This is a genomic window from Thermobifida halotolerans (assembly GCF_003574835.2).
Classification (GTDB): domain Bacteria; phylum Actinomycetota; class Actinomycetes; order Streptosporangiales; family Streptosporangiaceae; genus Thermobifida; species Thermobifida halotolerans.
Genome location: NZ_CP063196.1, coordinates 2451571 through 2475141, shown reverse-complemented (window position 1 = coordinate 2475141; position 23571 = coordinate 2451571). Strand labels below are relative to the sequence as shown.

Here is a 23571-nt window from a genome sequence, read left to right as displayed (position 1 = left end):
CCCCCTCAGTCCCTCCCCGACACGCCGCATTCTTCGGCCTCGCCGCATGCCGACTGGTCGGTATGCGGCGAGGCGGTGTCTCCGCTGTTCGTCCACGGCGGCCCCGCACTGACAGAAAGAGACTCCATGGCCCCTACCGCACAGTCCCCCCTGATGGAGGTCGAGGGGGTGACCGTCCGCTTCGGCGGCCTCGCCGCGCTCTCCGACGTCGGGTTGAGCATCGCCCCGAGGAGCGTGACCGGCCTCATCGGACCGAACGGAGCCGGCAAGACCACCCTGTTCAACGTTCTGACGGGAGTGGTCAGACCGCAGAGCGGCACCGTCCGGTTCAAGGGGCGGCAACTGCGCGGCCACCGGCAGCACCACCTGGCGGGCATGGGCATCTCCCGCACCTTCCAGGGCCTCAACCTCTTCGGGTACATGTCCGTGCTGGACAACGTCATCGTCGGCGCGGACCCCCTGGGCCGCTCCCGGCTGCCCGAGATGCTCACCGGCCTGGGCCGCTACCAGCGGGACGAACGCGAGCTCACCGACCGCGCCATGTCCGTGCTGGAGGAGTTCGGCATCGCCGACGTCGCCCACGCCCTGCCCGCCACCCTGCCCTACGGGCTGCAGAAGCGGGTGGCGCTGGCCCGAGCCCTGGTCTCCGAACCCGAACTGCTGCTCCTCGACGAGCCCGCCAGCGGCCTGTCCGGAGCGGACATGGCCGACCTGGCCGCCACGATCCGCCGCTGCAGCCGGACGATGGGCGTCATGCTCGTCGAGCACCACATGGACCTGGTCATGGACGTGTGCGACCACATCGTCGTCCTCAACTTCGGCCAGGTCATCTGCGCTGGTCCGCCGTCCACCGTCCAGGCCGACCCCGCCGTCGCGGAGGCCTACCTGGGCACACCCGTACAGGAGGCCGCCGGTGACTGACACGCCGATCCTGCGGATCGACAGCCTGTCCACCTACTACGGGGCCGTCCAGGCGCTGCGCTCGGTCGACATGACCGTCCGCAGGGGGGAGATCTGCGCGGTGCTGGGCGCCAACGGCGCGGGCAAGACCACCCTGCTGCGCACCGTCTCCGGACTCCAGCCCGCCGCGCCGGGCAGCCGGGTCCTGGTCGACGGCGTCGACATCACCCGCCGGCCCGCCGAGGCCATGGTCCGCCACGGCGTGGCGCACGTGCCCGAGGGCGGCGGCGTCGTCGTCGAGCTGACCGTGGAGGAGAACCTGCGGCTGGGCGGGCTGTGGCGGTCGGACCGGCGGGACCGCGCCAAGGCGCTCGACGAGATGTTCGAACTGTTCCCGCCGCTGGCCGAACGCCGGAGCCGCCCGGCGGCCACCCTGTCGGGCGGCGAACGCCAGATGCTCGCCATCGGCCGGGCGCTGATGGCCCGCCCCCGGGTGCTGCTGCTCGACGAACCCTCCCTGGGCCTCGCCCCGCTCATCACCCGGCAGATCATGCAGATGCTGCACGACCTGCGCGCCCGTACCGGACTGACGGTGGTGCTGGTGGAGCAGAACGCCGCGAGCGCGCTGTCCATCACCGACCACGGCTTCGTGCTCTCCCAGGGGGCGGTCGTGGCCGCGGGAAGCTCCCACGAGCTGCTCAACGACGACCGCATGCGCCACGCCTACCTGGGATTCTGAAGGTGACCACGTGAACCAGTTCATCAGTCTGACATTCGAGGGGATCGCCCAGGGGGCGATCTACGCGGCCCTGGGGCTGTCGCTCGTCATCATCTACCAGGCGACCCGGGTGGTGAACTTCGCCCTGCCCGCGTTCGCCCTGATCTCGGCCTACGTCGCCTACACCGTCATCCAGGCCACCGGCAACTACTGGCTCGGCTTCGCCGCCGCCATCGCCAGCGGCGCGCTGCTGGGCACGCTGGCCGAGCGGCTGCTGGTACGCCCCGTGCAGGGCAAGTCCCAGCTCAACGCCATCATCCTCACCCTGGGCCTGCTCATGGCACTGCAGGGCGTGGCCGGAATGGTGTGGGGCAACGTCCAGCACTCCTTCCCGACCGCGATGGACTTCCGCGACCTGCCGCAGATCCCCCTCTCCCCGAACGAGCTCTTCGTCCTGGCGTCGGTCCTGGTGGTCGCGGCCGCGCTGTTCGCCCTCTACCGGTTCACCCCCCTGGGGCTGCGCATGCGCGCCGCGGCCTTCCGGCCCGAGTCGGCGCGGCTCAGCGGCGTGAGGGTGGGACTGATGCTCACCACCGGGTGGGGCATCGCCTCGGCGATCGGCGCGCTCGCCGGGATGTTCGCCGTCACACCGCTGCTGTCGCCCACCGCGCTCGACGCGTTCTTCGTCTACGGCATTGTCGCGGCCGTGATCGGCGGCCTGGACAACCCGTTCGGCGCGCTGGCGGGCGGCCTGGTGATGGGGCTGGGCAAGGCCTACGTCTCCGGCTCCGAACACCTCGGTCCCGACCTCGCCGCGCTCGCCGCCCTGGTGATCCTCATCGTGGTGCTCAGCCTGCGGCCCGCCGGACTCTTCTCCCGGTCGTCGACCGTTCGAAAGGTGTAGTTGATGACCTCCTCCCTGCGACGACACGACTCGCCGCCGGCCGGATCGGCCGACTCCGCGCCGCAGGCCCCACGGCCGCGGGGCGGCCTGACCGCCCGCTGGCGCGCGCTCCCCGTCCTGGTGCGCCACCTGGTCGCGGCGCTGCTCGCCCTGGCCGCGGTCGCGGTGCTGGTCCACTACCTCCCCTCGCCGCTGGACCAGTTCCGCGTCGCCAAGGTGGGCTACCTGATGCTCGCCATCGCCGGTCTGCAACTGCTGGTCGGCTACAGCGGGCAGATCTCCCTGGGACACGGCGCCTTCATGTTCGTCGGCGCCTACACCGCGGCGCTGATCGTGCTGCACCTGCCGATGGTGCCGCTGGCGGGGATCATGGTGACCGCCGTGGTCGTCGGCTGCCTGGCCGGAATCCTGGTCGGGGCGGCCACCGCCCGGCTGCACGGCCCCTACCTGGCCGGGGCCACGCTCGCCCTGGCGGTGGGCCTGCCGTCGCTGGCCCTGCGCTTCTCCGACGTCCTGGGCGGCGCCAACGGACTGAACTTCACCTTCCGCGGCGCCCCGCCCGAGGTGTCCCACCTGGTCACCAGCACCAACCACTGGAAGGCGCTGGTCATCTGGCTCACCGTGCTGCTGGCGATGGTGGTGCTGGCGACGCTGAGCCGGGGGCGGCTGGGCAGGCGCCTGCGCGCCATCCGCGACGACGAGGCCGCCGCGGCCATGGCCGGGATCCCGGTCGGCCGCACGAAGGTGGTCGCCTTCGTCGTCAGCGCCGGGTGCGGCTCCCTGGCCGGCGCCTGCGAGTTCTACCTGATGGGCACCGCCACCCCCAGCTCCTTCACCCCCGCGCTGTCGCTGACCCTGCTCGCCGCGCTCGTGCTGGGCGGACTGGGCAGCCTGTGGGGCGCGCTGTGGGGCGCGCTGGCGGTGGTCTACTTCGAGCTGGCCGGGGAGGAGGTGGCGCACGCGCTCGGCCTGAGCAGCAGCGTCGCCGACAACCTGCCGGTGGTGTCCTTCGGCGTGCTGCTCGTCGTCATCGTCATGGCCTGGCCGATGGGCGTCCAGGGCGCACTGCGCCGGCTGGGCGCGGCGCTGCGGCGGCGGTAACCCCCGCGATCTTCCCCATCCCGTCATCCGATCCCCCTTTTTTCAACACCACTGGGAGTGTGAACATGAGGAAACCGATCGCCGTCGCGGCGGGGGCGCTCGCCCTGACGCTGCTGGCCGCCTCCTGCGGAGGCGCCGGGCAGCAGGCCGAGGAGGGCGCCGCCGCCGACCTGGACGTGGCCGTCGGCGTCACCGACGACACGGTCACCATCGGCACCCACCAGCCGCTCACCGGCCCGGCCTCCGCGGGCTACCTGGCGATCTCCCAGGGCGCCTCGGCGATGTTCGACTACATCAACGCCCAGGGCGGCGTCCACGGCCGCCAGATCGAGTACCTGGTCGAGGACGACGTCTACGACCCGACCAAGACCGTCGAGGTCACCCAGAAGCTCGTCGAGGGCGAGGAGATCTTCGCCATGCTGGGCGGCCTGGGCACCCCCACCCACTCCAAGGTCCTCGACTACCTCGACGCCCAGGGCGTGCCCGACCTCTTCCCCTCCTCCGGCGCGCTGATGTGGAACAACCCGGAGGAGTACCCGCTGACCTACGGCTACCAGGTGGACTACACCAAGGAGGCCAAGATCCTGGCGCAGTACGTCTCGGAGAACTTCCCCGACGCCAAGGTCGGCTACTACTACCAGAACGACGACGTGGGCACCGACTCGATCGCCGGACTCGACCAGTACCTGGCCGACGCCGTGGTCGCCGACGAGAGCTACGAGTCCACCGCTCCCGAGGCGGTCGGCGGGCAGATCTCCGCGCTCGACGAGGCCGGTGCGGACGTGGTCATCTGCGCCTGCATCCCCGCCTTCGCCGCGCTGGGCATCCTCAACGCCGCCGGACAGGGCTACCAGCCGCAGTGGGTCATCAGCAGCATCGGCTCCGACGTGCCCACGCTCAAGGGGCTGCTCAAGGAGTACGGCGAGAGCGACGAGCTGCCGGTCGACCAGATGCTCAACGGCATCATCACCAGCGGCTACCTGCCCCAGGTCAACATGGTCGACGACCCCTGGACGCAGTTCTTCACCGAGGTCCACGAGGAGTACGGCGAGGGTGAGCTCACCAACACCCGCATCTACGGCATGGTCCAGGCCGTGATGTTCGCCAAGGCGCTCAAGGCCGCCGGGCCCGAGCCGACCCGCCAGAGCCTCGTCGAGGCGGTGGAGTCGATGGAGTGGAACGGCCCCGGCCTGGTCCCGTTCGCCTCCTCCGCCGACGACCACGGCGGCCACGCCGGTGCGCTCGTCAACCAGTACACGGCCGACGGGGACGGCGAGGGCCGCATGGAGAACCTCCAGGAGGCCATGGTGACCGACCGCGAGGGCGGGGACATCGTCCCGGCGGACTTCGAGCGGGTCGGCCCCGAGGAGTACGACTTCCACGACTGACGAGGCCCCGCCGCCGTGCGACCGCGGCGGCGGGACGTGAGCGGTCCGGAACCGAAGGGCCCGGCGCCCCCCGCCGGGCCCTTCGTGCGCGCCGGACCCGGTGCCGCACCGTGCACAGGCACGCGGACGGCGGCGCGGAAACCCTCCGGGGACGGGACTTCCGGGGCAACCTACCCGTTGACTGTGACCTACGTCTCGGTAACGTGTGTCACATGGCAGACGTACTGATGGTCCCGGCCTCCCGCACACACGGCCGGGGCGCGGAGGTCGAACACCTGGTCAGGGTCACCGGGCGCGGCGGCGCGGTGGTGGTCGAGGGCAGCCCCGGCATCGGCAAGACCGCGCTGCTCGACACCGTCCTGGACCGGTTCGACGACCACCGGGTGCTCCGGGTCAGCGGGCGCCGCCCGGAGTCCGGCCTCCCCCTGTCCGGGCTGCACGGGCTGTTTCTGCCCGTGACGCACCGCCTGGGCGCGCTCGGCCCCGAACACGGGCGGCTGCTCGACGACGCGCTGCGCCGCGGACGCTACGACGAGCGCGACCGTCTGGCCCTGTCGGTGGCCGTACTGGCCCTCGTGACCGCGCTGACCCGCGCCCGCCCCCTGGTGTGCGTGGTCGACGACGCCCAGTGGATCGACTCCGACTCCCTGGCCCTGCTCTCCTTCGCCGCCCACCGCGTCGACACGGTCGGCGCGGCGATGCTGTTCGCCACCCGCGAGGCCGCCCCCGAGGAACTGTCCGGCCTGCCCCGGCTGCGGCTGGGGCCGCTGCCGGAGGAGACGCTGCAGGACGTCCTGGAGGAGACCGATCCCGGCGTCGACCCGGCGGTGCGCGGCGAACTCGTGCGCCGCGCGCACGGCAACCCCATGGCCGTGCGCTGCTACGCCTCCGCCCTCACCCCGGGCCAGCGCACCGGCGTCGAGCCGCTGCCCCGGATGCTGCCGCTGCCCGCGGAGATCATGGACGCCCACGCCGAGGTGCTGGCCTTCCTGCCCGACGACATCACCCGGCTGCTGCTGCTCGCCGCGATCGAACCCGGGGTCGCCGTCCCGGTCCTCACCGCGCGGGAGGGCGGGAGCGGCGACCCGGCCGCCGCGCTCGACCGGGCCGAACGGGCCGGTCTGCTGCGGGTGGCGGCCGACCGGGTGGAGTTCGCCGACCCGATGATGGGCGAGGTCGTGTGCCGCCGCGCGACAAGCGCCGAACTGGCCGGGGCGCACCTGGAGATGGCACGGATGCTGGACAGCCGCGGCCCCCGCCACCGGGTCCTGTGGCACCGGGCGGCGGCCGCCTCGGGACCCGACGAGGAGCTGGGGCACGAGATCACCGCGGCGGTGTCGGCGGACGAGCCGGGACTGACCGCGCACGAGGCGTCGGTCCTGCTGGAGCGCGCGGCCGAGCTGACCGGGAAGCCCAGCCGCCGGGCGGGCCGGCTGGCCGAGGCCTCCTACCAGGCGTGGGCGGCGGGCCAGTACAGCCGCAGCACCATCCTGATCAAGCAGGCCGCGCCCTACGTCCCCATGGCCCGCACCCGGGGGCTGCCGGACATGGTCGACGGCTACCGCGCGATCGGCGAGGAGGACCCGCTGCAGGGGTGCGACCAGTTGATGTCGGCGGCCCGCGAGGTCGCCGCGCGCGACCCCCACCACGCGCGGTCGCTGCTGCTGCGCGCCGCCGACGCCGCCTCCCTCGCCGGCGACCTGGACCGCTTCGTCGCGGCCGCGCGGCAGTCGCTGACCCTGGACCTCGACAACCCGCTGCGCGACTCGGGGCTGGCCTACCTGGAGGGCTCGATGCTGGCCTTCCAGGGCGACTACGAGGCCGCGATGGAACCGCTGCGCCGGTCGGTGGCGCTGGTCGAGCGCGACGACGAGCCGCTCAGCCTGATCCGCTCGATCGTGGCGGCGCTGCGGCTGGGCGACACCGTGGGAGCGCGCCGCCAGACCGCCCGGGCCATCGCGCGGGCCGGGGTGCGGGGCACGGTCTCGATGGTGCCCCAGGCGCTGTCCTACGCCGTCCACGGCGAGTTCTGGCACGGGTCGCCGACCACCGCGGGCGAGCACGCGTCGCTGGGACTGCGGCTGTCGGTGGAGACGGGGCAGCGCAACTGCGCCGCGCACCACCTGGCGGCCCTGGCGATGGTGGCGGCGCTGCGCGGCGACGCCGAGGACTGCGCGGTGCGCGCGGCCGCGGTCACCGAGCACACCGACAACCGCCCGCTCGGACTGCCCCGGGCGCTGACCGAGTGGGCGCTGGCCTTCCTCGACCTGACCCGGGGGCGCATGCGGGAGGCGGCCACCCGGCTGGAGGAGCTGGCGCACAGCGAGCCCTGCCAGGGCCACCGCACCATCCGCCTGCTGAGCGTCCCCCACTACGTGGAGGCCGCCGCGCACCTGGGGGAGACCGAGCGGGCCGCCGTCGCGCTGGCCGGGTACGAGCGGTGGGCCAACGCCACCGAGGGCCCCAACGAGCTCGCGCTCGCCGCGCGCTGCCGGGCGCTGCTCAGCGACGGCGAGGCCGCGCGCGAGCACTTCGAAGAGGCCCTGCGGCTGCACCGCCGCGGCGGCGGGGGCGGCATCGAGGAGGCGCGCACCCGGATGGCCTACGGCACGCTGCTGCGCCGGTCCCGGCTGCCCTCGGCGGCCCGCCCGCACCTGCGGGCCGCGGTGGAGGCGTTCACCCGGTTGGAGGCGCCGCTGCTGCTGCGGCAGGCCAAGGAGCAGTTGCGCGCCACCGGCGAGGCGCTCGACGCGGCCGCCCCCGCACCCACCGAGGGGCTGACCCCCCAGCAGGAGCAGATCGCCCGCCTGGTGGCCGAGGGGGCGACCAACCGGGAGATCGCCCAGCGCCTCTACATCAGCCCGCGCACCGTCGAACACCACCTGCGCAACATCTTCCGCCAGTTGCAGATCCGCTCCCGGGTGGAGTTGGCCCGGCTGGTCAGCGGCCGGTGACGCGCGCCGCGGCCGGAGGAGGAGTTCCCCGGTGGCCTCCACCCGAGGGGCGGGGCCGTCCGGAAACCACCCTTGGGGCTGACTGAGGTGTGGGTGTTCGGTTCTGCGGCGGGCGACCACGGGTTGGCGGCGCCTCGACCGGTCACCGGCAGTCCGTGGTGGTCCATCGCGGGGGTTGGTGTGGAACGCCCTGGGCCGATCGGCGGCCCCCTCTTCTCCACACGGCCGGTGTCCGTCGCGAAGGCGACCGGCAAACCTCAGTGAGGTTCCAAGGCCCTCGGGGTGGAGGCCATCTTCCGCCCCTGTCGGGGCCGATGCCGCCCGGAAGCCTTCCCCCGACTTCCCGACGTCGGTTCGGGGACCGGTCGCGGGGCGGAGCATGCGTCCCACCCAAGAGCGCCCCGGGGTTCCTCCCCCGGAGGGGGATGTCCTAGTCTGCACGCGAGAAAACTAACAGCGATAGTTTTTGGGGTGCGGAAATGGATTTCACCCTCACCGAGGAGCAGACCGCGCTCCGCGCGATGGCAGCGGAGTTCGTCGACCGCGAGATCACACCGAACGTGGTGGAGTGGGACCGCGCCGAGAGCGTGCCCCGCGAACTCGTCCAGCGGCTCGGTGAGCTCGGCTTCCTCGGCATGACCGTCGACGAGGAGTACGGCGGGGTGGGCGGCGACCACGTCTCCTACGCCCTCGTCATGGAGGAGCTCGGTCGCGGCGACTCCTCGGTGCGCGGTCTGGTGTCGGTCTCCCTCGGCCTGGTGGCCAAGTCCATCGCCGCCCACGGCACCCCCGAGCAGCGGGAGCGCTGGCTGCCCGGCCTGTGCTCCGGGCGGCTGATGGGCTGCTTCGGACTGACCGAACCCGACACCGGCTCCGACGCCGCCTCGCTGTCGCTGAAGGCCGTGCCCGACGGGGACGACTACCTGCTCAGCGGTTCCAAGATGTTCATCACCAACGGCACCTGGGCGGACGTGGCCCTCATCTTCGCCCGCACCGGCGGCCCCGGCCCCAGGGGCATCACCGCGTTCCTGGTGCCCACCGACTCCCCCGGACTGGAGCGCACCACGATCCACGGCAAGCTCGGCCTGCGCGGCCAGCCCACCGCGCAGCTGTTCCTCGACGAGGTGCGCGTACCCGCCGACGCCGTCCTCGGCGAGGAGGGCCGGGGCTTCTCCATCGCGATGTCGGCCCTGGACAAGGGGCGCGTCTCGGTGGCCGCCGGATCGGTGGGCGCCGCCCGGGGCGCCCTGGAGAGCGCCCTGGCCCACGCCAAGGAGCGCGTCCAGTTCGGCCGCCCCATCGCCGCCTTCCAGCTCGTCCAGGAGATGCTCGCCGACACGGCGGTGGAGACCGACGCCGCCCGCCTGCTGGTGTGGCGGGCCGCCGACCTGATCGACCGGGGCGAGCCGTTCGCCACCGCGGCGTCCATGGCCAAGCTCTACGCCACCGAGACGGCCGTGCGCGCCGCCAACAGCGCGATGCAGGTGTTCGGCGGCTACGGCTACATCGACGAGTACCCGCCCGGCAAGTACCTGCGCGACGCCCGCGTCACCACCCTGTACGAAGGAACCAGCCAGATCCAGAAGCTCATCATCGGCCGCGCGCTCACCGGCGTCAGCGCCTTCTCCTGAGAAACCGCCTGGAGGCACCGTGATCACCACCGACCGGATCTACGTCGGCGGCCAGTGGACCGCCCCCCGGACCACCGACCGCATCGCGGTAGACAACCCCTACACCCAGCAGACCGTCGCCCACGTCCCGCTGTGCGGCGCCGACGACGTCGACCGCGCCGTGCGGGCCGCCCACGACGCCTTCCCCGCCTGGGCGGCCACCGACGTCGCCGAACGCGTCGCGCACCTGGACGCCCTGCGCCGCGAACTCGCCGTGCGGGCCGAGGAGATGTCGGCCCTCATCACCTCCGAGATGGGCGCGCCCCGTGTGATCGCCGACCGCATCCAGGTGGGACTGCCGCTGGCGGTGCTGGGCGACACCGTCGCCACCGCGCGCGACCTCGCCTGGACCGAGAGGATCGGCAACTCCCTGGTCGTGCGCGAGCCCGTCGGGGTCGTGGGCGCCATCACCCCCTGGAACTACCCGCTGCACCAGATCATCGCCAAGGCCGCCCCCGCGCTCGCCGCGGGCTGCACCGTCGTCCTCAAACCCAGTGAGGTCGCGCCGCTGTCGGCGTTCCTGCTCGCCGAGATCATCGACTCGGTGGGCTTCCCGCCCGGTGTGTTCAACCTCGTCACCGGCACCGGCCCCGAGGCGGGCGAGGCCCTGACCGCGCACCCGCTGGTGGACATGGTCTCCTTCACCGGCTCCACCCGGGCCGGCAGCCGCGTTTCGGAGGTGGCCGCCGCGACCGTCAAGAAGGTGTCGCTGGAACTCGGCGGCAAATCCGCCGGAGTCGTCCTGGACGACGCCGACCTGGCCGCCGCCGTGAAGTCGGTCGTCTCCGACTGCATGCTCAACTCCGGCCAGACCTGCACGGCCCTGACCCGCCTGCTCGTTCCGCAGGACCGCTACGACGAGGCCGTCGCCCTGGCGGTCGAGGCGGCGCAGAGCAAGCCGATGGGCGACCCCGCCGACCCCGCCACCCGCATCGGACCGCTCGCCTCCGCCGACGCCCACCGCCGCGTCCTGGACCACCTGGAGCGGGCGCGCAAGGACGGCGCGGTCTTCGCCACCGGCGGACCCGACGCCCAGGTCCCCGACCAGGGCTACTTCGTGGCGCCCACCGTGCTGGCCGGGGTGGGGCGCGACGCCGCCGCCGCCCGCGAGGAGATCTTCGGCCCGGTGCTCACCGTGCTCGGCTACACCGACACCGACGACGCGGTGCGCCTGGCCAACGACACCGACTACGGCCTCTCCGGCGGGGTCTGGTCGGCCGACGCCGACCGCGCCCTGGCCGTGGCGCGCCGCATGCGCACCGGACAGGTCGCCGTCAACGGCGGGCGGTTCAACCCCTCGGCGCCCTTCGGCGGCTACCGCAAGTCCGGCAACGGACGCGAACTGGGCCGCTTCGGCCTGGAGGAGTTCTGCGAAGTCAAGGCGGTCCAGCTTCCGTGACCTCCCCCGATACCGATCCCAACCCGAGGAGGACCATGTCCACCACACTCGCAGCCGTGGTACGCGCCCCCGGCGAACCGGTGCGCGTCGAAGAGGTCGCCCTGCCCGACGCGGGCCCCGGCCAGGTCCGGGTGCGCATGGCCGCCGCCGGCGTGTGCCACTCGGACCTGTCGCTGGCCTCGGGCAGGCTCGCCCACCCCATGCCCGCCGCACTGGGCCACGAGGGGGCCGGACGCGTCGTCGCGGTCGGCGAGGGAGTGACGGACCTGGCCGTCGGGGACACGGTGCTGCTCAACTGGAACCCGCCGTGCCGCGACTGCTGGCACTGCCGCAACGGCGAGCCCTACCTGTGCGCCAACGCCGCCGACGCCTCCCGCCGGGTCTGGGGGACGCTGGCCGACGGCACCGGGGCCCACCCCTGCCTGGGAGTGGCCGCGTTCGCCCAGGAGACCGTCGTCCCGGCGAACGCCTGCGTGACCGTTCCCGCCGACATCCCCCCGACCGAGGCCGCGCTGCTGGGCTGCGCGGTCCTGACCGGGGTCGGCGCGGTGCGCAACGCCGCCGGGGTGCGCCCCGGCCAGTCGGTGGCCGTCATCGGCCTCGGCGGCGTGGGGCTGGCCGCGGTCCAGGGCGCGCGCATCGCGGGCGCCTCGACGATCATCGCGATCGACCCGGTCGAGGAGAAGGAGGGGCTGGCCCGCTCCCTGGGGGCCACCCACTTTCTGACCCCCGGCGACGACCTGGCCCGACGCGTGCGCAAACTCGCCGACGGCCGCGGCGTCGACCACGCCGTCGAGTGCGTGGGCCGGGCCGCCACGATCCGCGCCGCCTGGTCGTGCACCCGGCGCGGCGGCGCCGCCACCGTGGTGGGCTTCGGCGCGGCCGACGACGAGCTGACCCTGAACGCGCTGGAGATCCCGCACTTCGCCCGCACCCTGCGGGGATGCCTCTACGGAAGCAGCGACCCGGCCACCGACGTCCCGGAGCTGCTGCGGCTGTACCGCGACGGCCAGCTCAACCTGTCGTCCCTGGTCAGCCGGACCATCGGCCTGGACGACGTGGAGGACGCCTTCGCCGACATGCGCTCCGGGCGCGGCGCGCGCAGCCTGGTGGTGTTCTGACCCGGCCCCGCGCGGAGGACACCGCCCCGCGCCGCCCGTCGAGCGGCGCGGGGCGGGAAGCCGGAACGGACGCGTAATCCCGTATTCACGCACCGGAGCGGTTTTTCCGAGAAATAGCCGGGCGGCCGGAAGGAGACCGTCCACGGGACGGGGAGACGCCGACGGCGCAGGAGCCCGGACACCGGCTTTTGAAGACCCTGCCGAAAGGTGGGGTCTTCTTTGCTTCCGGAAACTGCGGAACCGGGACAGGCGGGCGGCGGCAGGCCGGGAACAGGGCGGGACGCGGTCCGGATTTCCCGGGTGCCGGAACCGCCGCAGCCGGGTGCCGGAACTTTCCCGGGAAAGCGGAGCCGCAGCGGAAACCCCCGGCAGGTTTTCCGGAGAATTCGGTAGTATTTCAATAATAAACGCGGACGGACAAAGGGGGGAAACAGTGGTTCGGAAGACGGTTGTCGAACTCGTCGACGATCTCGACGGGAGCCGGGCGGATGAGACGGTCGAGTTCGGGATCGACGGCTCGGTCTACCAGATCGACCTGTCCGCCGACCACGCGGAGGACCTGCGCTCGGTCTTCGAGGCCTACGTGCGGGCCGGACGGAAGGTCACCGACAGGTCCCGGCGCAGAACCAGGGCCAGATCCGAGCGGACCGACACCAGAGCCGTCCGGGAGTGGGCGAGGTCCCGGGGCATCCAGGTGAGCGAACGGGGCAGGATTCCGCAGCACGTCCTGGACGCCTACCACGGGAGGCAGACCGGGTGAGGCGCGGCGCGGGCGCGGGCCCTGTACCGCGCCTCACCCGTCGCGGAAAACACCGCCTTCCCGCCGAAGCCGTCGGCCGTGCCGCACGGCCGTCCCCCGCCTCCCCGGACGGGCGGCCGACGCGGGAGAGCCCGCGGGGACGGGCGAAGCGGTCCCGGACGCCGTATACCCGGAGTTCTTAACGACCTCTTACTCGTATACGGCATTCTTTCCTCTCCGATAGTGTGTCGGAGATTCTGGCCAAACTCTTGAGGTAGTGACAAGATGCGTCGACATGCGGCTGTGGCCCTTGCGGTGCCGTTGAGCGCCCTGCTGTTGGGGGCGTCCGGATGCGGGGTCATCCCCGAGGACTGGCAGACCCCCGCCCTGATGCGGACCGAACAGGAGTACGACAGCCGCCTGCCGACCATCAGCGGCACCGTCGGCGAGGCCGAGCCCGAGGTCTCCTTCCCCGAGATCGAACCGCCCGACGAGCAGTTGGTGGGGGTCGCGCACCGGGGAGAGGGGGAGGGCACCCTCATCCGCGGAAGTGACATGGTGGTCGCGCACATCGTCGAGTACCGGTGGACGGGCAAGGGCGAGGCCGAGCAGAGCAGCTCCACCTACGAGCACGACGCGCCGACGCTGATGCAGATGTCGCAGATGTCGGAGGAGCTGCTGGACTCGTTCGTCGACCAGACGGTCGGCACGCGGCTGGTCTTCCACTTCCCGCCGCTGAGCGAGGAGGAGCGCGCGCAGTACGAGGCGATGGGCCAGGCGGCCCCCGAGGGCGCCTCGGTGTCGGTCGTGGACATCGTCGCGCGCCACGGCAAGGGCGACGTCGTCCCCGGCGAGCAGACCACCGACGGCGGCGACGGCCTGCCCACCGTGACCGACAACGGACGGGCCCTGCCGGGCATCGACATCCCCGAGGACACCGACCCGCCCGGCGAGCTGACCGTCGTCCCCCTGATCGAGGGCGGCGGTCCCGAGGTCGCCGAGGGCCAGCAGATCGTCGTCCAGTACACCGGGGTGCGCTGGGACAACGGGGAGCTGTTCGACTCCACCTGGAACACCGGGCTGGAGGAGCGCGCCGCGATGGAGAACGAGGACACCGACGGCGACCCGCTCAGCTTCCAGATCGGCGTCGGCGGGGTCATCGAGGGCTGGGACGAGGGCCTGGTCGGCCAGCGGGTCGGCAGCCGCGTCATGCTGGTCATCCCCGAGGACAAGGCGTACGGGAGCGAGGACGAGGTCGCCGACGGCCAGCCCGCGGGCACCCTCGTCTTCGTCATCGACATCCTGGGCGCCTACGACACCGCCCCGGAGGAGGAGCCCGAGGCCGAGGAGGGCGCGGAGGAGACCGCCTCCGACGAGGAGGCCGCTCCGCAGGAGGAGACCGAGGAATAGCCGGTCGGTCACCGAAGTCCGCCGTGGGCGGGGCCGCACGGCCCCGCCCACGGGCGTTCCCGGACGGTGCCCACACGCCCCCGTGGCCGCCCACCCCGGACCACACCCCCGAAGCGCCCCCGCCGCCTCTCCCGACCTCCAGGCACTGGTTCCACAGCCCCCTGCGGCCGAGGTCACCTGCAATCCCCTTGTCGGGGTCGAGGTTCCACGCCCCCCCGGGGGGCCGGGGTTCCGACTGCGGTCCTCAGCCCAGCAGGCGGGCCGCGTGGCGGCCCGCCGCGGCCGCGGCCAGGAACGCGGCGGTGTCGTCGGCCAGGCCGCGGCCCATGGTGGACAGCCGCACCGGCGACGCCTCCAGCGCCTCCCGCAGGCCCGCGACCCCCACCTCCACCAGGGTGTGCCGCTCGCCCAGCACGGCGGCCTCGGAACGCAGCCGCGCCCCGAAGTCCCCGTCGAGCAGCGGCACGACCACGTCGGCGCGGGCCAGCGCCACCCGCCCGTAGGCGGTCAGGCTGTGGTGCGACACCCCCCGGTGCCGCTCCCGCGGGTCGGCCCGGCTGACCCGCAGCGCCCCCACCGGGCGCCCCTCCAGCACCGCGGCGGCGTTGACCGCCTCGCCCACGGCCACCCCCGAGAACCCCCAGGGGGTCCCCGTGCCCAGGTTCCCCGGCCCCTGCGCGACCACGGCGACGTCGGCGTCCAGCACGTGCCGGGCCGCCAGCAGCCCGGTGTGCACCGTCACGGTCTCCACGTCACCGCCGAACGCCTGCCCGACCGTGACGGAGCCCACCAGCGCCCCCGCCTCGCGCAGTCCCGCCACCGTCCGGGAGAACCACAGCGGCAGCGCCCCGCCGTCCAGCATCACGTAGGCCACGCGCGCGTCCGGGCGCTCCGCCCGCACCCCCGCCACCACCGCCGGAAGCGCCGAGTGCAGGTCCGCGGTCACCACCGGCATGCCCCCCACCCCGTCGGCGTCGCGCAGCGGCGCGTGGTGCGGGGAGTCCTGCTCGTCGGCGCCCAGCACGGTGGCCTGCAACGGGGTGTAGCGTGCCTTGACCAGGTGCCCCGGTCCCCGCGGATCGGGCGGCAGCCGGTCGGGGACGGCCACCACCAGGGCGTAGCCCCCCGTGCCCAGCCCCATCGCCAGCGCCGTGGTGTTCAGCAGCACCCGGTCGCCCGGTCGCGGCTCGCCCACCAGCATCGGATAGGCCAGCGCCCGGCACTCCTCCCCGTCCTCCGCCAGCACCACGTCCAGTTCCACCACACCGGGCCAGGAGCGGCCGAGGCCGCGGACCCGTCCGTCACGCCATCTGATCACGCGCGTCACGGTACCGTTCGTGGTGTCCTGACGCCGGGAGACCGGCGCACACCGGGTACGCAGCGTCCAGAAAGGCGGGAAATGTCGCAGGACAAGACCGAACGGCAGCTCAATCTGGTGATCTGCCTGCTGGCGACCAGGCGTTTCCTCAGCGCCCAGGAGATCCGGGCGACCGTGCACGGCTACGGCGAGGCCGACAGCGACGCCGCCTTCAAGCGCATGTTCGAACGCGACAAGAGGGAACTGCGCGCCGCCGGAATCCCGATCACCACGGGACGCCACGACCCCTTCAGCGACGAGGACGGCTACCGCATCTCCCGCGCCGACTACGAGCTGGAGCCCGTCGAACTGCGTCCCGACGAGGCCGCGGTCCTGGGCCTGGCCGCGCGGGCCTGGCGGCACGCCGTGCTGGGCGAGGCCGCGGCCAACGCCCTGCTGAAGCTGCGCACCGCCGGGGTCCCCGTGGACTCCGAGGCGCTGCCCGCCATCACCCCGGTGCTGGGCACCGACGAACCGGCGTTCCCCTCGATCTGGCAGGCGGTCCGCGACCGCCGCCCGGTCAGCTTCGACTACCGCAAACCCGGACAGGACGCGCCGACCCGGCGGGAGCTGGAGCCGTGGGGCGTGGCCAACGTCGCGGGACGCTGGTACGTCGCGGGCCACGACCGGGACCGCGCCGCCCGCCGCGTCTTCCGGCTCAGCCGCATCGTCGGTGACGTGCGGGTGCACACCAGCGGCCCGGCCGTGCGGGTGCCCCCCGGGGTGGACGTGCGCTCCCTGGTCAGCGCGCGTCCCCCCGAACCCGAGCAGACGGCGCTGCTGGAGGTGCGCACCGACGCCGCGCACGCGCTGCGCCGCGCGGCCCTGCGCATCGTGCCCGGTGAGCGCTCCGGCGGGTCGGGCTGGGACCTGGTGGAGTACCCCTACACCGACGAGACCGACCTGGCCGCGCGGGTCGCCGAGTACGGCGAGCACGTGGTGGTGCGCGAGCCCGAGCGGGCCCGCGCCGCCGTGGTCGAGCACCTGCGCTCCGTCGCCGCCGCGCCCCCCGGGGCCGAACCGGAGGAGATGCCGCGGCCCGCCGGGCAGCCCGCCCCGTCCCGGCGCGCGGGCACCTCCGCCGAGCAGTTGCGCCGCCTGCTCATGCTGGTGCCCTACGCGCTCAGCCACGACGTGCGGGTGTCGGAGGTCGCCGAGCACTTCGGGCTGACCGAGAAGCAGGTGCTCAAGGACCTGAGCCTGCTGTGGATGTGCGGACTGCCCGGCTACACCCCCGGCGACCTGATCGACGTGGACGTGGAGGCCGCCGCCGAGACCGGGGAGATCATCATCGCCAACGCCGACACCCTGGCCGCGCCGCTGCGGCTGACCGCCGACGAGGCCGCCAGCCTGGTGGCCGGACTGCGGCTGCTGCGCGACCTGCCCGGGGTGGACAGCGACGCGCTCACCCGCGTGGAGCGGAAGCTGCGCGCGGTCGCGGGCACGGCCGTCGGACTCGCCGACTCCGTGGACGTGCGCGTCGACCTCGACGGGGAGGTCGCCCGGCTGCGTGAGCAGGTGGGCAAGGCGCTGGAGTCCGGACACCGGCTCCACCTGCGCTACCTGTCCGGCTACGCCGACCGGGTCAGCGAGCGCGAGGTCGACCCGATGCGGCTGGTGGTGCAGGACGGGCACGTCTTCCTGGAGGGCTGGTGCCGACTGCGCGAGGACGTGCGGCTGTTCCGCCTGGACCGCGTCCTGGAGTTGAGCGTGCTCCCGGTGTCCGCCGAGGTCCCCGCGGGGGTGCGCGGCCTCGACCTGAGCGGCGGCGTGCTGCAGCGCTCCGACGGCGACGCCTACGTCACGTTCGAGCTGGATCCCGGGGCGCGCTGGGTCGCCGAGGACTACGTGTGCGAGGCCGTGCGGGAGATGCCCGGAGGGGGGCTGCGCGCCACCCTGCGCACCCCCGAGCCCGCCTGGGCGGCGCGGCTGGCGCTGCGGCTGGGTGCCACCGGGCGGCTGGTCGCGCCCGCCGAGTTGGCCGGACGGGTCCGCGAACAGGCCGAGCGGGCGCTGCTGCGGTATTCGGGCTGAGACCATACGTTCACCTCGCGGCGGGTGGTGTTGTGCCCTGGATTGAGTAGGCTCGATGCGTGCTGTGGACCGTTGTCGCGCTGTTGGCCGCCGCCGGACCGCTCGCCCTGGCGGTGAGCGCGGCGCGGCTTGCGGCGCTCTCGCGCGGGCTGGGAGCCGAACTCGCGGCGGCCCGCGCCGCGCTGGGACCGCGCCTGGCGGCGCTGCGCACGGCGCCACCGGCCGGCGGCCAACGCCCACCCGACGGGAAAGCGGCCAGACCAGGACGTACCATCAGTGGCGCAGGCGGCGTCGCACAGAGAGGCTGACAAGACCATGAGCATCGGGCCCAGAGAAATCCTCATCCTGCTGGTGATCGTGCTGCTGCTGTTCGGCGCCAAGAAGCTGCCGGAACTGGCGCGCTCCATGGGCCGCAGCGCCCGCATCCTCCGGGCCGAGGCCAAGGGGCTGAGCGAGGACGACGACACCTCCAAGCAGGAGGCCCAGGACCAGACCCGGCAGGCCGAGGCGCGCCCGGAGCAGCCCGGTACCCAGCAGCCCGGCCCGAACGGCTACCCGCAGCTTCCCCCCGGCCAGCGGATCGTCGACGGCTCGGGCGAGACCGCCCACCGCCCCTACGGTTCCTGACCGTCGGGCGGCCACAACAGCACAACCGCGCCGCCGCACGGCGGTCGCGGGCGAGGTCGGTACCGGGTGAGTCGGAGAGCAAGCACAGCGATGAGGACGAGGCGACAGCGGAAGGCGAACCCCGAGGCGCGCATGCCGCTGATGGATCATCTGCGCGAACTGCGCAACCGGGTCATCAAGGCGTTGGTGTTCGTCGCCCTGGGCATGGGAGTCGGCTTCACCGTCTTCGAGCCGGTCTGGGACTTCCTGCAGCGGCCCTACTGCTCGCTGCCGGCCGAGGTGCGCAACGACGACGGCTGCGGGCTCAACTACACCGGCATCTTCGACGGGTTCTTCCTGTACTTCCAGGTCAGCCTCATCGTCGGCCTCCTGGTCTCCTCCCCGTTCTGGCTGTACCAACTGTGGGCGTTCATCGCCCCGGCGCTGCGCGGCAAGGAGAAGCGCTACACCTACCTGTTCGTGGGGTTCGCGGTCCCGCTGTTCCTGCTGGGCGCGACCGTGGCCTACTTCGTCACCGCCAAGGGGATGGAGATCATGTTCTCCTTCGCCCCCGAGGGCGCGACGGCGCTGATCACCCTGCCCAACTACCTCGGCTACATCATCATGATGCTGGCGGTGTTCGGCGCCGCCTTCGTGCTGCCGCTCATCGTGGTGCTGCTGAACTTCCTCGGGGTGCTGCCGCACCGGATGATCGCCAAGTGGCGGCGGGTCATCATCTTCCTCGCCTTCGTGTTCGCCGCGATCGCCACCCCCGGAGGCGACCCGTTCACTATGCTGGCGCTGGGGATCCCGGTGGTCGCGCTGTTCGAGATCGCCGAGCTGATCGCCTTCGTCAACGACCGGCGCAGGGGAAGGGACCGCGACCCGCTGGCCGAGCTCGACGACGACGAGCTCTCCCCGTTGGACGACGCCGACAGCGCCGCCGGGACCACGCCGAACCGTTAGGTCCGCCGGGAGGCCCCCGGTCCGGACGACAGCCAGCAGGAGAGACCCATGAGCGAGCAGACCCCCGCCGACACGCCCCGCCGCGACCTGCCGCCCGAGGCCCAGGGCAACGAGAAGTGGCACGACACCACCGACGCGGTGTGGATGCGCTCCTCGCTGTCCAGCGAGGACTCCGAGGCCGTCGTCGAGGTCGCCAAGTTCGACGACGGCTACCGCGCGGTGCGCGACGGCAAGAACCCCGACAAGGGCATCCTGTTCTTCACCCCCGCCGAGTGGGAGGCGTTCGTGCTGGGCGCCAAGGACGGCGAGTTCGACATTCCCGAGGAGTACCTGAGCCCCGAGGAGATCGCCATCCAGCGCGGCGAGGTCCCGGTGACCGCGGTGCCCTCGCCCCACAACAGCACCGACGCCGGGGCCGAGTAGCCGACCGGCCGCTCCCCCCGGACAACCGGACAAGAGGTCCAATCCCCCGTGCCGACCGTCGCCCTGCTGGTCAACCCCGCCTCCGGACGGCGCGGAGCCGCCGTCGCCGCCGCCGCGCTGCTCGAACGGCTGCGCGCCCGGGGCGCCGAGGTCCACGTGGCCGCGGGAGACTCGGCCTCCGACAGCGCCCGCCTGGCCCGGGAACTCGCCGCGGACCGACCCGACGCGCTCGTCACCGTCGGCGGTGACGGCCTGGCCCACCTGGCGGTGCAGGCGGTGGCGGGCACCGGCGTCCCCCTGGGCGTGGTGGGCGCGGGGACCGGCAACGACATCGCCCGCGAACTGGGCCTGCCGCGCGCGCCGGACGAGGCCGCCCGGGCGGTCCTGGCCGGACGCACGGTCGCGGTCGACACCGTCGCCGCGGCGGGCCGCCACTACCTCAGCGTGCTCGCCTGCGGGTTCGACTCCAGGGTGAACGAACGGGTCAACGGTTTCCGGCTGCGGCTGGGCCGACTCGACTACGTCGCCGGGGTGCTCGCCGAACTGGGCTCCTTCACCCCGCTCCACTACACCCTGGACGTGGACGGCCGCCGCCTGGCCGCCGACGGGATGCTCGTCGCGGTCGGCAACACCCGCTGCTACGGCGGCGGCATGCGCATCTGCCCCGAGGCCCGGTACGACGACGGACTCCTCGACGTCGTGCTGGTGCGCGCGGTGGGGCGGGCCCGCTTCCTGCGGCTGTTCCCCCGGGTCTTCACCGGCTCCCACCCGGGCCTGCCCGAGGTGGAGATGCTGCGCGGCCGTCGCGTCACCGTCACCGTCCGCGGCCCCGTCGGCGTGGTCGCCTACGCTGACGGCGAACGCCTCGCCGAACCTCCGCTGACCTGCGAGGCGGTTCCCGGCTCGGTACGCGTGTTGATGGCGCGGCCCCGGCGCTGACCCGGCGCCCCGGCGGGCCGGTCCGGAGCGGGGCGCGGACGGCGGTGGCAGCGCGCCGCCCCCACCACCCTCTAGGCTGACCAGTATGAGCACTTATGCCGCTCGCTACGCCGAGTTCCGCAGGCGACAGCAGGAGTCCAGCCGCGCCATCGAGGACTTCCAGGCCCTGTACGGATTCGAGTTCGACGACTTCCAGGTCCGGGCCTGCAAGGCGTTGGAGACGGGCCACGGGGTGCTGGTGGCCGCGCCCACCGGGTCGGGAAAGACCGTCGTGGGCGAGTTCGCCGTCCACCTGGCGCTGCGCGACGGCCGCAAGTGCTTCTACACCACCCCCATCAAGGCGCTGTCCAACCAGAAGTACACCGACCTGGTGCGCCGCTACGGCGCCGAGAAGGTCGGTCTGCTCACCGGCGACAACAGCATCAACGGCGAGGCGCCCGTGGTGGTGATGACCACCGAGGTGCTGCGCAACATGCTGTACGCGGGCTCGGCCACGCTGTCGGGACTGGCCTACGTGGTCATGGACGAGGTGCACTATCTCGCCGACCGGTTCCGCGGCGCGGTGTGGGAGGAGGTCATCATCCACCTGCCCGAGTCGGTGCAGATGGTGGCGCTGAGCGCGACGGTCAGCAACGCCGAGGAGTTCGGGCAGTGGCTGCAACAGGTGCGCGGCGACACCTCGGTGATCGTCGACGAGAAGCGCCCGGTGCCGCTGTGGCAGCACGTGATGGTGGGCACCCGCATCCACGACCTGTTCGTGGAGCCCGACAACGGGGCCGCCGAGCCGGAGGCCGACGACAAGGGGCGCGGGTCCCGCAAACGCCGCCGCAACCGCTCCGGCGCGCAGCGCGCGGTCGAGATCGAGGTCAACGGGGAACGGCTGCTGGTCAACCCGCGGCTCGTCCGGCTGGCCGAGGAGGACGCCCGCGTCACCCAGTTGGCCTACCAGCGCCGCCACCCCCAGGCGCGGGCGCGCGGCGGTGCTCCCCGTCCCCGCAGCAAGTTCGCGCCGCCCAGCCGCGTGCAGATCGTGGAGGAACTCGACCGCGAGGGCCTGCTGCCCGCCATCACCTTCATCTTCAGCCGGGCGGGCTGCGACGACGCGGTGCGCCAGTGCGTGGCGAGCGGGCTGGTGCTGACCACCCCGACCGAGGCCGCCCAGATCCGCGAGTACGCCGAACGCCAGTGCGCCGACATCCCCCCGCCCGACCTGGCGGTGCTCGGCTACTCCGAGTGGCTGCAGGCGCTGGAGTGCGGCATCGCCGCCCACCACGCCGGGCTGCTGCCCACCTTCAAGGAGGTGGTGGAGACGCTGTTCTCCCAGGGGCTGATCCGCGCGGTCTTCGCCACCGAGACGCTGGCGCTGGGCATCAACATGCCCGCCCGGACCGTGGTGATCGAGAAACTGGACAAGTGGAACGGCGAGACCCACGCCCCGCTCACCCCGGGCGAGTACACCCAGCTCACCGGCCGCGCCGGGCGCCGCGGCATCGACGTGGAGGGGCACGCGGTCGTGGTGTGGCAGCCGGGCACCGACCCCGAGGCGGTCGCGGGCCTGGCCGGAACCCGCACCTATCCGCTCAACTCCAGCTTCCAGCCGTCCTACAACATGGCGGTCAACCTGGTCGCGCAGGTCGGCCGGGAACGCGGCCGGGCCATGCTGGAGTCCTCCTTCGCCCAGTTCCAGGCCGACCGCGCCGTGGTGGGCCTGGTGCGCAAGCTGCGCAAGCAGCAGGAGGCGCTGGAGGGCTACGCCAAGGCCGCCGAGGACCCGCGCGGCGACTTCATGGAGTACGCGGCGATGCGCCGCCGCCTCAGCGACCTGGAGAGCGACGCCCAGCGCAACCGGCGCACGGCGCGCCGCAGGGAGGCCGAGCGCAGCCTGCGGTCCCTCAAACCCGGCGACATCATCCGCATCCCCTCGGGACGCCAGTCCGGCTACGCCGTCGTGCTGGACCCGGGCCTGGACAAGGGCCCGCTGCCCGCGCCGCTGGTGCTGACCGTCAACCGTCAGGTCAAACGGGTCAACGCCAGCGACTTCCCGATCCCGGTGGAGCCGTCGGGGCGGATGCGGCTGCCCAAGTCGTTCTCGGCGCGCTCGGCCCAGTCCCGCCGCGACCTGGCGTCGGCGCTGCGCAGCAAGCTCGACACGCTGCCGGCCGCCCCGGTGCGGCACCGCGTCCGCGACGGGTCGGCCGAGGATCCCGAGATCGCCGAGCTGCGCGCACGGATCCGGGAGCACCCCTGCCACCACAGCGAGGGCCGCGAGGACCGGGCGCGCTGGGCGGAGCGCTACTTCCGGCTCAAGAAGGAGACCGACGAGCTGGAGCGCCGCATCGCGGGCCGCTCCCACGTCATCGCCCGCACCTTCGACCGGGTCTGCGGGGTGCTGGAGGAACTGGACTACCTCGAAGACGACACCGTCACCGAGGAGGGGCGGCTGCTCGGCCGCATCTACTCCGAACTGGACCTGCTGGCCGCCGAGGCGCTGCGGCGCGGGGTGTGGGAGCAGTTGGGCCCCGAGGAGCTGGCCTCGTGCGTGTCGGCGCTGGTGTACGAGTCGCGGCGGTCCGACGACGCCTTCCCCCGGGTCCCGGCGGGGCCCGTGGAGGAGGCGCTGACCGACATGGTGCGGCTGTGGGGGGAGTTGCACGACATCGAGCACCGGCACCGCGTGTCGTTCCTGCGCGAACCGGAGTTGGGGTTCGTGTGGGCCACCCATCGGTGGGCGCGCGGCGACCGGCTGGACCTCATCCTCAACGAGGCGGGCATGCCCGCCGGCGACTTCGTGCGCACCACCAAGCAGCTCATCGACCTGCTCGGCCAGATCGCCCAGGCCGCCCCCGCCGACGGCGGGGTGCGCACCACGGCCCGGCAGGCCGCCGACGCGCTGCTGCGCGGCGTGGTCGCCTACTCCTCGGTGGGCTGACCGGCGCCGGGAG

General features: G+C 73.1%; 19 protein-coding genes. 18 read left to right on the top strand and 1 reads right to left on the bottom strand.

The window, feature by feature from the left end; translation table 11 throughout:
• Positions 1-126: 126 nt before the first annotated feature.
• The 11 genes from NI17_RS11065 to NI17_RS11015 all read left to right on the top strand — a co-directional run bounded on the left by NI17_RS11065 (position 127) and on the right by NI17_RS11015 (position 14304).
• Entirely contained in the window at positions 127-921 is a 795-nt protein-coding gene (locus tag NI17_RS11065; protein ID WP_068690862.1) for an ABC transporter ATP-binding protein, read from the top strand.
• Positions 914-1639: an ABC transporter ATP-binding protein gene (locus NI17_RS11060; RefSeq protein WP_068690864.1), complete on the top strand. Its 726-nt coding sequence runs from the start codon at positions 914-916 to the stop codon at positions 1637-1639. Before NI17_RS11065 ends, NI17_RS11060 begins: the two co-directional genes overlap by 8 nt.
• 10 nt (positions 1640-1649) lie before the next feature.
• Positions 1650-2522 (top strand): branched-chain amino acid ABC transporter permease, encoded by an 873-nt coding sequence (locus NI17_RS11055; RefSeq protein WP_068690866.1) that lies wholly within the window; start codon positions 1650-1652, stop codon positions 2520-2522.
• A gap of 3 nt (positions 2523-2525) precedes the next feature.
• Complete coding sequence (locus NI17_RS11050; RefSeq protein ID WP_068691013.1) at positions 2526-3623, top strand: branched-chain amino acid ABC transporter permease; 1098 nt, start codon at positions 2526-2528, stop codon at positions 3621-3623.
• 65 nt (positions 3624-3688) lie between these two features.
• Positions 3689-5011, top strand: coding sequence for an ABC transporter substrate-binding protein (locus tag NI17_RS11045; RefSeq protein ID WP_068690868.1), 1323 nt, complete (start codon positions 3689-3691; stop codon positions 5009-5011).
• Positions 5012-5223: 212 nt separating this feature from the next.
• Positions 5224-7965 (top strand): helix-turn-helix transcriptional regulator, encoded by a 2742-nt coding sequence (locus tag NI17_RS11040; RefSeq protein ID WP_084012575.1) that lies wholly within the window; start codon positions 5224-5226, stop codon positions 7963-7965.
• A 479-nt stretch (positions 7966-8444) separates the two neighbouring features.
• Entirely contained in the window at positions 8445-9596 is a 1152-nt protein-coding gene (locus NI17_RS11035) for an acyl-CoA dehydrogenase family protein (RefSeq protein ID WP_119267530.1), read from the top strand.
• Between the two features lie 19 nt (positions 9597-9615).
• Complete coding sequence (locus NI17_RS11030) at positions 9616-11034, top strand: aldehyde dehydrogenase family protein (protein WP_068690874.1); 1419 nt, start codon at positions 9616-9618, stop codon at positions 11032-11034.
• Between the two features lie 35 nt (positions 11035-11069).
• The gene (locus tag NI17_RS11025) at positions 11070-12155 is read left to right on the top strand and encodes a Zn-dependent alcohol dehydrogenase (protein ID WP_068690875.1); all 1086 of its coding nucleotides are present in this window, start codon (positions 11070-11072) and stop codon (positions 12153-12155) included.
• 433 nt (positions 12156-12588) lie between these two features.
• On the top strand, positions 12589-12915 hold the full coding sequence (locus NI17_RS11020) for a histone-like nucleoid-structuring protein Lsr2 (protein ID WP_068690878.1): 327 nt from the start codon (positions 12589-12591) through the stop codon (positions 12913-12915).
• 264 nt (positions 12916-13179) lie between these two features.
• Complete coding sequence (locus NI17_RS11015) at positions 13180-14304, top strand: FKBP-type peptidyl-prolyl cis-trans isomerase (protein WP_068690880.1); 1125 nt, start codon at positions 13180-13182, stop codon at positions 14302-14304.
• A 244-nt stretch (positions 14305-14548) separates the two neighbouring features.
• Here NI17_RS11015 and NI17_RS11010 read toward each other — a convergent pair whose 3' ends face one another.
• Positions 14549-15622 carry a DUF3866 family protein gene (locus tag NI17_RS11010; protein WP_119267529.1) on the bottom strand — a complete coding sequence of 358 codons (1074 nt, stop codon included), beginning with the start codon at positions 15620-15622 and terminating at the stop codon, positions 14549-14551.
• 81 nt (positions 15623-15703) lie between these two features.
• Between NI17_RS11010 and NI17_RS11005 the strand changes: the two genes are divergently transcribed.
• The 7 genes from NI17_RS11005 (at position 15704) to NI17_RS10975 (ending at position 23558) form a co-directional block, all read left to right on the top strand.
• Complete coding sequence (locus NI17_RS11005; RefSeq protein WP_068690882.1) at positions 15704-17695, top strand: helix-turn-helix transcriptional regulator; 1992 nt, start codon at positions 15704-15706, stop codon at positions 17693-17695.
• 59 nt (positions 17696-17754) lie between these two features.
• Positions 17755-18003, top strand: a complete 249-nt coding sequence (locus NI17_RS11000; protein WP_147416826.1) for a hypothetical protein — start codon at positions 17755-17757, stop codon at positions 18001-18003.
• Between the two features lie 7 nt (positions 18004-18010).
• Complete coding sequence (gene tatA / locus NI17_RS10995) at positions 18011-18322, top strand: Sec-independent protein translocase subunit TatA (protein WP_068691015.1); 312 nt, start codon at positions 18011-18013, stop codon at positions 18320-18322.
• A gap of 132 nt (positions 18323-18454) precedes the next feature.
• Positions 18455-19267 carry a twin-arginine translocase subunit TatC gene (gene tatC, locus NI17_RS10990; protein WP_068690885.1) on the top strand — a complete coding sequence of 271 codons (813 nt, stop codon included), beginning with the start codon at positions 18455-18457 and terminating at the stop codon, positions 19265-19267.
• A 48-nt stretch (positions 19268-19315) separates the two neighbouring features.
• Positions 19316-19690, top strand: coding sequence for a DUF397 domain-containing protein (locus tag NI17_RS10985; RefSeq protein ID WP_068690887.1), 375 nt, complete (start codon positions 19316-19318; stop codon positions 19688-19690).
• Between the two features lie 48 nt (positions 19691-19738).
• Entirely contained in the window at positions 19739-20629 is an 891-nt protein-coding gene (locus tag NI17_RS10980) for a diacylglycerol/lipid kinase family protein (protein WP_068690889.1), read from the top strand.
• 85 nt (positions 20630-20714) lie between these two features.
• On the top strand, positions 20715-23558 hold the full coding sequence (locus NI17_RS10975) for a DEAD/DEAH box helicase (protein WP_068690891.1): 2844 nt from the start codon (positions 20715-20717) through the stop codon (positions 23556-23558).
• The last annotated feature ends 13 nt before the right edge of the window (positions 23559-23571 follow it).

Excerpts from the sequence above, each read along its gene's own strand:
- NI17_RS10985 (WP_068690887.1), top strand. The coding sequence starts at position 19,316 with ATGAGCGAGCAGACCCCCGCCGACACGCCCCGCCGCGACCTGCCGCCC.
- NI17_RS11050 (WP_068691013.1), top strand. The coding sequence starts at position 2,526 with ATGACCTCCTCCCTGCGACGACACGACTCGCCGCCGGCCGGATCGGCC.
- NI17_RS11025 (WP_068690875.1), top strand. The coding sequence starts at position 11,070 with ATGTCCACCACACTCGCAGCCGTGGTACGCGCCCCCGGCGAACCGGTG.
- NI17_RS11015 (WP_068690880.1), top strand. The coding sequence starts at position 13,180 with ATGCGTCGACATGCGGCTGTGGCCCTTGCGGTGCCGTTGAGCGCCCTG.
- NI17_RS11005 (WP_068690882.1), top strand. The coding sequence starts at position 15,704 with ATGTCGCAGGACAAGACCGAACGGCAGCTCAATCTGGTGATCTGCCTG.
- NI17_RS10975 (WP_068690891.1), top strand. The coding sequence starts at position 20,715 with ATGAGCACTTATGCCGCTCGCTACGCCGAGTTCCGCAGGCGACAGCAG.
- NI17_RS11035 (WP_119267530.1), top strand. The coding sequence starts at position 8,445 with ATGGATTTCACCCTCACCGAGGAGCAGACCGCGCTCCGCGCGATGGCA.
- tatC (WP_068690885.1), top strand. The coding sequence starts at position 18,455 with ATGCCGCTGATGGATCATCTGCGCGAACTGCGCAACCGGGTCATCAAG.
- tatA (WP_068691015.1), top strand. The coding sequence starts at position 18,011 with ATGAGCATCGGGCCCAGAGAAATCCTCATCCTGCTGGTGATCGTGCTG.
- NI17_RS11040 (WP_084012575.1), top strand. The coding sequence starts at position 5,224 with ATGGCAGACGTACTGATGGTCCCGGCCTCCCGCACACACGGCCGGGGC.
- NI17_RS11045 (WP_068690868.1), top strand. The coding sequence starts at position 3,689 with ATGAGGAAACCGATCGCCGTCGCGGCGGGGGCGCTCGCCCTGACGCTG.
- NI17_RS11065 (WP_068690862.1), top strand. The coding sequence starts at position 127 with ATGGCCCCTACCGCACAGTCCCCCCTGATGGAGGTCGAGGGGGTGACC.